The following is a 7,452-nucleotide window of genomic DNA, read 5'->3' as shown; positions in this document are numbered from 1 at the left end:
GCGGTGCGACGTTCAGTCGGTGGTGCGACGCACGCGCCGCGCAGCGGCGCGGCGCGGCGCGCGCTAGAGCACGCTCTTGGGCACGCGGTGCAGCGTGACCGCGCCGACGGCGTCGAACGGGTGCAGCGGGTCGGGGGCGACCGAGCCGGTCGGGCCGCCGAGCCGCGAGTGCCCCACGGCGCTGAGCACGGCGTAGGCGTCGCCGCGCGACCAGCCGTGGTCGTCCACGAGGAACGAGAACGCGTCCTCGTAGCCGCGACGGATGCTCTCCTGCACCGGGTCGCCGAGGCCGACGAAGATCCAGTCGTCGGCGGTCTCGATGCGCGGAGCCCGCAAGCCGAGGCCCGGCACCAGGTCGATCGAGACGACCGCCGTCCCCTCGGCCTCGATCGCCACGAACGACGATTCACCCTCGGCCATGATCGCGTGCACGTCGCCGATCGACAGGTACGCGCCCTCGACCATGACCGGCAGGTAGACCGTCGAGCCGACCGTGTTCTCGGTGACGTCCATGTTGCCGCCCTGGGCGTACGCGGGCATTATCGTCGAGTTCTCGCCCTCGGCGGGCGCCGTGCCCATGCAGCCGATCATCGGCCGGGCCTCGAACACGTGCCGGTCGGTGACGTGCACCCCGTCGGAGTCGATCGGCACGCGGCGGGTGAACATCTCGTCGCCCATCACGTGCTGCAGGGCTCCGGACCCGGGCAGGCTGACCGACCAGCCGTGCTCGATGAGTCGGATCTCGTGCACCGTGACGGCGAGCGCGTCGCCCGGTTTCGCGCCCTCGACGTACACCGGCCCGGTGACGGGGTTGATCGGCACGGACAGCTTCGCCAGGTCGTGGTGCCGGTGCAGCTCGGCGTAGACGGCGTCGCTCGTCTCGAACCCGATGCGTTCACCCGTGCCGGGTTCGATGCGCAGGGCCGGCGGGGCCGTGGCGGTGAACCCGGGGCGACCGTGCTCCTTGCCGAGGAAGTGGTCGATCCCGTCGTGCCGTGGCCCCGAGGAGGCGCGGGTCGACTCCCCGACGGAGGCGCCGACCCCCGAGCCGGTCACGTCGCCACTCATGCGTCGTGCCGTTCGGAGTCGGTGGCGGGGGTGGACGCGACCGCGGAGTCGTCCGCGCCCTGCCCGAGGGTCGGCGCCGCGCCTCCTCGGCTGCGGTAGTAGAGGAACACGCCCGCACCGAGCACCAGCCAGATCACGCCGCCGATCTTGGCCTCGGGCGCGGCGTTGACCAGCACGTAGCCGATGATCAGGAACCCGACCACGGGCACGACGAGGTGCAGCAGCCAGTTGCGCGACTTCTTCTTCACGACGTAGTGCACGACGACCGAGACGTGCAGCAGCATGAAGCCGAAGAGGGCCCCGAAGTTGACCAGCGAGGCGATCACGTTGATCTGTCCGACGAAGAACAGCACGAGCACGGCCGAGAGCGCCGACACGACGAGGATCGCGGCCTGCGGCACCTGACGCGTGTTGATCTTCGACAGGAACGCCGGCAGCTGCTTGTCGCGGCTCATCGAGAACAGCAGGCGCGAGGTCGCGGCCTGGGCGGCCATCGCGTTGGCGATGCCGACGGCGAGCACGTTGACGACGAAGAACGCCGTCGCCCACCCGCTGTTCGACGCCTCGCGCACGAGGTCGAAGAAGGCGTTGCCGGCCTCGCCCTCGGGGAACGACTCGCGGCCGCCGGCGAGCGCGCTGGCCAGCCAGGTCTGCAGGATGAAGCAGAACGCCACGATGAACAGGGCGATGATCATGGCCTTGCCCGCTCCGCCGCGCTTGCCGGTGCTCTCTTCGGACAGGGTCGAGATGCCGTCGAAGCCGAGGAAGCTCAGCACGGCGATCGACAGGGCCGAGGCGATCAGCGGGGCCGTGACCTTGCTCGAGTCCCAGATGGGGTCGGTCGTGAACTCGGCACCGGGGATCGTGCCGCCGTTCAGCGCCGTCACGGCGATGATGACGAAGATCACGATGAAGACGACCTCGATGGCGAGGAACACCCGGTTCATCAGCTTGATCGAGCTGATGCCGAGCAGGTTCACGGCGGTGTTGATCGCGACGAAGATCAGGGCCCACATCCAGCGGGCGGTGCCCGGGAAGATGCCGATCATCGACTCGGCGGCGAAGACGTAGAGCAGCGTCGGCACGAGCAGGTAGTCGAGCAGGATGGCCCAGCCGGCGAAGAACCCGGCCACGGGGTGGATGCCCCGCCCGACGTACGAGAAGACCGATCCGGCGAGCGGGATCGACTTCGCCATCTGCGCGTAGGCGAGGGCGGTGAAGATCATCGCGACGAGGCCGACCAGGTAGACCAGCGGCACCATGCCCGACGAGGCGTTGTAGACGGTGCCGAAGATGGCCCAGGGCGCGATCGGCACCATGAAGATCAGGCCGTAGATCAACAGGTCGACGGTCGAGACCGACCGCTTGAGTTCTTGCTTGTAGCCGTACTGCTCGAGCTGCTGCTGGTTGCTCAGCTCACCGCCGGAGGCGGCCTTCGTGGGCAGGGACATGGTGTGCTCTCTCGCTCGGGTGGGGATCGGGTCGGTGCGGTGGGGGTGCGGCGGGGTGGGGATCGGGAGGCGCGGGTCGCGCCGGTTCAGGAGGCGCGGCCCGCGCCGGTCAGGAGGCGCTCGCGGCGTCGCTCACCTCGTCGTGCGCCGCCAGGAACGGTGCGACGACGGCCCGGAACTCCTCGGGCTGCTCGAGGTGTGAGCAGTGGCTGGCGCCGGCGAACACGTGCGAGCGGACGTCGGCGATGCCGTCGACGAACGGCTGCCAGGTGGCGGGCGTCGCCTCGTCGAACTCGCCCGCGACGACGAGGGTCGGCGCGGTGATCGACGGCAGCCGGTCGACGATCGTCCAGTCGCGCATCGTGCCGATGACGTGGAACTCGTTCGGCCCGTTCATCGTGTGGTAGACGGTCGGCTCGGCCTCCATCTGCTCCTCGCTGTCGACGAAGTCCTGCGGCATGGGCACCACGCGGCAGACGTGACGCTCGTAGAAGACCTGCGTGGCGGCGAGGTACTCGGGGTCGGTGGTCGTGCCGTCCGCCTCGTGGCGGGCCAGCGCCTCCTGGGTGTCGGTCGGCAGCTGGTCGCGCAGCTCGCCGGCGCCCTCCACCCAGAGCTGCATGGACGCGGGCGAGTTGCAGATCGCCAGGCTCGCCAGCCCGTCCGGTGCGGTCACGGCGATCTCGGCGCCGAGCATCCCGCCCCACGACTGGCCGAGCAGGTGGTACCGCTCGAGACCGAGGTGCGCGACGAGGGCCTCGAACTCGGCGACGAACAGGTTCGGCTGCCAGAAGTCGACCGGGGCGTCGGGCAGGTGGGTGCTGCGACCGCAGCCGAGCTGGTCGTAGTGCACGACGGTGCGGCCTGTCTCGTCGGCGAGGGCCTCGAGGTTGCGCAGGTAGTCGTGGGCCATCCCCGGGCCGCCGTGCACCACGACGAGGGGCAGCGCACCCTCGCGCGGCTCGTCGGGCGTGGTGACCCGGTACCAGGTCTCGGCGTCGTGGAAGGGGGCGGTGCCGGTGGTGATCGTGGACATGCGGGTGAGCATGCACCCGGCTAAGGTCTCGCGACAAGACCTTTCGCGATGCCTTAATCTGCTCGTAACACGACGAGACCTCGACGGCTCCGCGCACGATGGGTCGGCGAATCGGGACGGGGACGCGATGGGCCAGGACGACAGCCGAGGAGGCGCGGGCGGCGCGCGCTCGGACGTCGCGGTCGACGGCGCCCTCGGTGGCGCGCTCGGGGCCCCTCTCGCCCCCACGACCCGGGTCGACGACCTCACCGACCGCCTCGTCACGGCCATCACGATCGGCGAGTACCTGCCCGGCTCACGCCTCCCCGCGGAGCGCGACCTCGCCGCCTCGCTGCGGGTCGGCCGCATGACGGTCCGAGCAGCCCTGGCCCGCCTCGTCGAGCAGGGGTTGATCGTGACGCAGCGCGGGCGCGGTGGCGGCTCGTTCGTCCAGGCGCCGGCCCCGGGGTCGGGCACCGACGTCGTGCGCCGCACGCTCGCCGCGCGGTGGTCCGACCTGCGCGACACGAGCGAGGCGATCAGCCGCCTGCACGGCGTCGTCGCCGAGGCCGCGGCCGAGAACCGCACCGAGACCGACGTCGACCGGCTGCACGACCGACTCGAGGGCTACCGCGACGCCGCGTCGGGGCTCGCGTCGCAGAAGGCCGACGAGGCCCTGCACGTCGCGATCGCCGAAGCCGCCGGCAACGCGACGCTGCGCGGCGTGCTGTTCGACCTCGAGGCCCGGGTGAGCATCTCGGCACCGGCGCACCTCTGGGGCGGGCCGGACGGCATGCGCGAGATGGAGCTTCGCGCCCTCGCCGACCACGAGGCGCTCGTCGCCGCGATCTGTGACGGGCGGGCGGCGGACGCCGCGGCCGTCGCGCGCGAGCACGTCAAGATCGACCTCGAGCTGCTCGAGCGCGAACTCGGCCGCTCCGACGCGACCGGCTGAAGCCTGCCCTGGCGGCCGACCCGCGCCTCCTGAGCCCCCAGACCCCAGGAAGTCGCCGAGACCCCCACGCGCGCACGGGGGTCTCGGCGACTTCCCGGGGTCTCGGCGTCACGGCGCGGCCGTGACAGGCTGGGCGGGTGAGCGACTCGACGACGAACGACACCGGCCCCACGACCGCCCCGCCCGCCTGGTGGACGACCGCGACGGTCTACCAGATCTACCCGCGCAGCTTCGCGGACTCGAACGGCGACGGGGTGGGCGACCTCGGCGGCATCCGGCAGCGTCTCGGTCACCTGCACGACCTCGGGGTCGACGTGATCTGGCTGTCGCCGATCTACCGGTCGCCGCAGGCGGACAACGGCTACGACATCAGCGACTACGACGACGTCGACCCGCTCTTCGGCACGCTCGACGAGTTCGACGCCCTGACGGACGAGGTGCACGCGCTCGGCATGAAGCTGGTCATGGACCTCGTCGTCAACCACACGAGCGACGAGCACCCGTGGTTCGTCGAGGCCCGGTCGTCGCGTGACGCCCCGAAGCGCGACTGGTATCTCTGGCGCGATCCGCTGCCGTCGGGCGAGGGGGCGGACGCCGCGGGCACACCGGGCGCCGGCACCCATCCGACCGCGTGGCGCAGCGCCTTCAGCGGCCCGGCCTGGACGCTCGACGAGCGCACGGGCCAGTACTACCTGCACATGTTCGCGTCGAAGCAGCCCGACCTCAACTGGGAGAACCCCGACCTGCGCCGGGCGGTGTTCGACATGATGAACCGCTGGCTCGACCGGGGTGTCGACGGCTTCCGCATGGACGTGATCAACCACATCGCGAAGGAGCCCTCGTCGCTGGAGCCCGGTGCGTCGCACTTCGTCATGGGCGGGCAGATCCACGACCACCTGCGCGAGATGTACCGCGAGGTCTTCGCGCACCGCACCGACCGCGAGCTGATCACGGTGGGCGAGATGCCCGGCGTGACCGTCGACGACGCCCGGCTGTTCACGGCCGCCGACCGGCACGAGCTCGACATGGTGTTCCAGTTCGAGCACGTCGGCCTCGACCACGGGGCGGCCTCGAAGTTCGACAACCTCCCGTTCGACCTCGTGGCGCTGAAGCGCTCGCTGTCGCGCTGGCAGGACGGTCTCGCCGATCAGGGCTGGAACAGCCTCTACCTCGGCAACCACGACCAGCCGCGGTCGGTGTCGCGCTTCGGCGACGACGGCCGGTACCGGTTCGAGTCGGCGACGTTGCTCGCCACCGTGCTGCACCTGCACCGGGGTACGCCGTACGTCTACCAGGGTGACGAGATCGGCATGACGAACGCCGGGTTCACCTCGATCGAGCAGTACCGCGACATCGAGTCGGTCAACTGGTTCGACGAGTCGGTCGCGGCGGGGGCCGACCGCGAGGCCCTGCTCGAGGCGTTGCGCTTCCGCAGCCGCGACAACGCGCGCACCCCGGTGCAGTGGTCCGGAGGCGCAGCGGCGGGCTTCAGCACCGGCACCCCGTGGATCGAGGTGGTCGCGAACCACGACACCGTGAACGTCGAGGGCGACCGTGCAGCCGGGGACCGCTCGGTGTTCGAGCACTACCGCCGCCTCATCGCGTTGCGGCACGAGTCGCCGGTGGTGGCGCTCGGGTCGTTCGAGCTGCTGGCACCGGAGGACGAGCGGCTGTACGCGTTCACCCGCACGCTCGGTGACGAGCAACTGCTCGTGCTGGCGAACTGGTCGGGCGAGACGTACGAGCTCGACCCCGCCCTGCACCCGGCGCTGCGGCGTCGCTCGGTGCCGCAGGTCGTGATCGGCAACGTGCCCGGCGGGGCCGGGCTGACGCTCGCGCCCTGGGAGGTGCGCGTCCTGCAGGCCTGACCCGCGCCTCGCCGCCCCTCCCCTCGCCCCTCTCACGTGTGCAAATCGCGACAGCGGAGGCGCGGCGCGCCGCTCAGGTCGGAAGATGAGCGGCGCGCCGCGCTCCCCTCGTCGGGTTCGGCACGCTGCACGGGGCGCGGGCGGTCGGGTTCGGCACGCCGCACGGGGCCCGAGCCCCCGACGCGAGCACGCGTCGCACCGTCGACTGAACGTCGCACCGCCCCTGTGCACGGTGCGACGTTCAGTCGGCGGTGCGACTCGTGCCCCGGACCCCACGCCGCGGACCCCGGTAGCGTCGGCAAGGTGAGCGATCCCGACGACGCGCCCGCGCCTCCTGACGGCCCGACCGAGCCCGACCCGACCGACCCGGCACCCGCCGACCCGGCACCCGCCGACCCGAGCGACCCCGACCCCGCAACCGCCGAGCTCCCGCACGGCTGGGTGCGCATCGGCGAGCGCCGCTGGTGGTCGACGTGGGTCGGGGCGACGACGTTCTTCGTCACCTTCTCGGCGCTCCAGGGCGTCAACTTCGTCGCGGGCATCGCCGGGGCGACCGTCCGTTGGGACCTCGCGCTGCTCCTGGGCGTCGGCGTCACGGTCGGGATCTTCGCCGTCATCACGCTGATCCGCAACGCCCGCTCGCCGCAGCCCTGGGTCGACCTCGACTCGGGGCAGTTGCGCGCCGGCACCCGCCGACCGATCCCCCTGGCCCAGGTCGATCGGGCCGTCCTGACGACGGCTCCCGTCGGCACCGGCGGCCGCGTGCTCGTCCTCCGACTGACGGCCGAGGAGGCGCGGGTCGAGTTCATCCTCCGCGACAGGCAGGACGCGACCCTCGACCCGATCTCGACCGCCGTGTTGGCGGAGGCGCTTCGCCGCACCTCCGTCGCCATGCCGACCTCGATCCACGATCCGACCGGCCGGTTCGCCCGCTACAACTTCCCCGGCCACATCGGCCGCGACGACGCCGTCGCCCTCGTCGAGCACCCGCCCGCCGCCGGCGAGCCGTTGCCAGCCGCCTGGTGACCGCGGCCTGGTGACCGGTTCGTCCTCGATCACCCTCGTCCGCGACCACGTCGCACCACGGTCGTGTCG

Annotated in this window: 6 protein-coding genes; 3 read left to right on the top strand and 3 right to left on the bottom strand. The window is 71.7% G+C overall.

The genetic code is table 11. The features are described 5' to 3' along the window. Positions 1-63 precede the first annotated feature (63 nt). From BIV04_RS07855 to BIV04_RS07845, 3 genes are all read right to left on the bottom strand, one after another. Positions 64-1,068, bottom strand: a complete 1,005-nt coding sequence (locus BIV04_RS07855) for an acetamidase/formamidase family protein (protein WP_083396271.1) — start codon at positions 1,066-1,068, stop codon at positions 64-66. Next, the gene (locus tag BIV04_RS07850; protein ID WP_055978072.1) at positions 1,065-2,519 is read right to left on the bottom strand and encodes an APC family permease; all 1,455 of its coding nucleotides are present in this window, start codon (positions 2,517-2,519) and stop codon (positions 1,065-1,067) included. The genes BIV04_RS07855 and BIV04_RS07850 overlap by 4 nt, the downstream gene beginning before the upstream one ends. Before the next feature lie 109 nt (positions 2,520-2,628). Then, entirely contained in the window at positions 2,629-3,555 is a 927-nt protein-coding gene (locus tag BIV04_RS07845) for a proline iminopeptidase-family hydrolase (RefSeq protein ID WP_255364213.1), read from the bottom strand. Positions 3,556-3,682: 127 nt separating this feature from the next. Here BIV04_RS07845 and BIV04_RS07840 point away from each other — a divergent pair, with 127 nt between their 5' ends. The 3 genes from BIV04_RS07840 (at position 3,683) to BIV04_RS07830 (ending at position 7,383) form a co-directional block, all read left to right on the top strand. Continuing rightward, positions 3,683-4,489 carry a FadR/GntR family transcriptional regulator gene (locus tag BIV04_RS07840; RefSeq protein ID WP_071255651.1) on the top strand — a complete coding sequence of 269 codons (807 nt, stop codon included), beginning with the start codon at positions 3,683-3,685 and terminating at the stop codon, positions 4,487-4,489. Positions 4,490-4,626: 137 nt separating this feature from the next. Then, the gene (locus BIV04_RS07835; protein WP_071255649.1) at positions 4,627-6,357 is read left to right on the top strand and encodes an alpha-glucosidase; all 1,731 of its coding nucleotides are present in this window, start codon (positions 4,627-4,629) and stop codon (positions 6,355-6,357) included. A gap of 303 nt (positions 6,358-6,660) precedes the next feature. Next, positions 6,661-7,383 carry a hypothetical protein gene (locus BIV04_RS07830; RefSeq protein ID WP_143048617.1) on the top strand — a complete coding sequence of 241 codons (723 nt, stop codon included), beginning with the start codon at positions 6,661-6,663 and terminating at the stop codon, positions 7,381-7,383. Positions 7,384-7,452 lie beyond the last annotated feature (69 nt).

The sequence above is a fragment of the Frigoribacterium sp. MCBA15_019 genome (genome assembly GCF_001864945.1).
Classification (GTDB): Bacteria; Actinomycetota; Actinomycetes; order Actinomycetales; family Microbacteriaceae; genus Frigoribacterium.
This window is presented reverse-complemented; position numbering and strand designations above follow the sequence as displayed.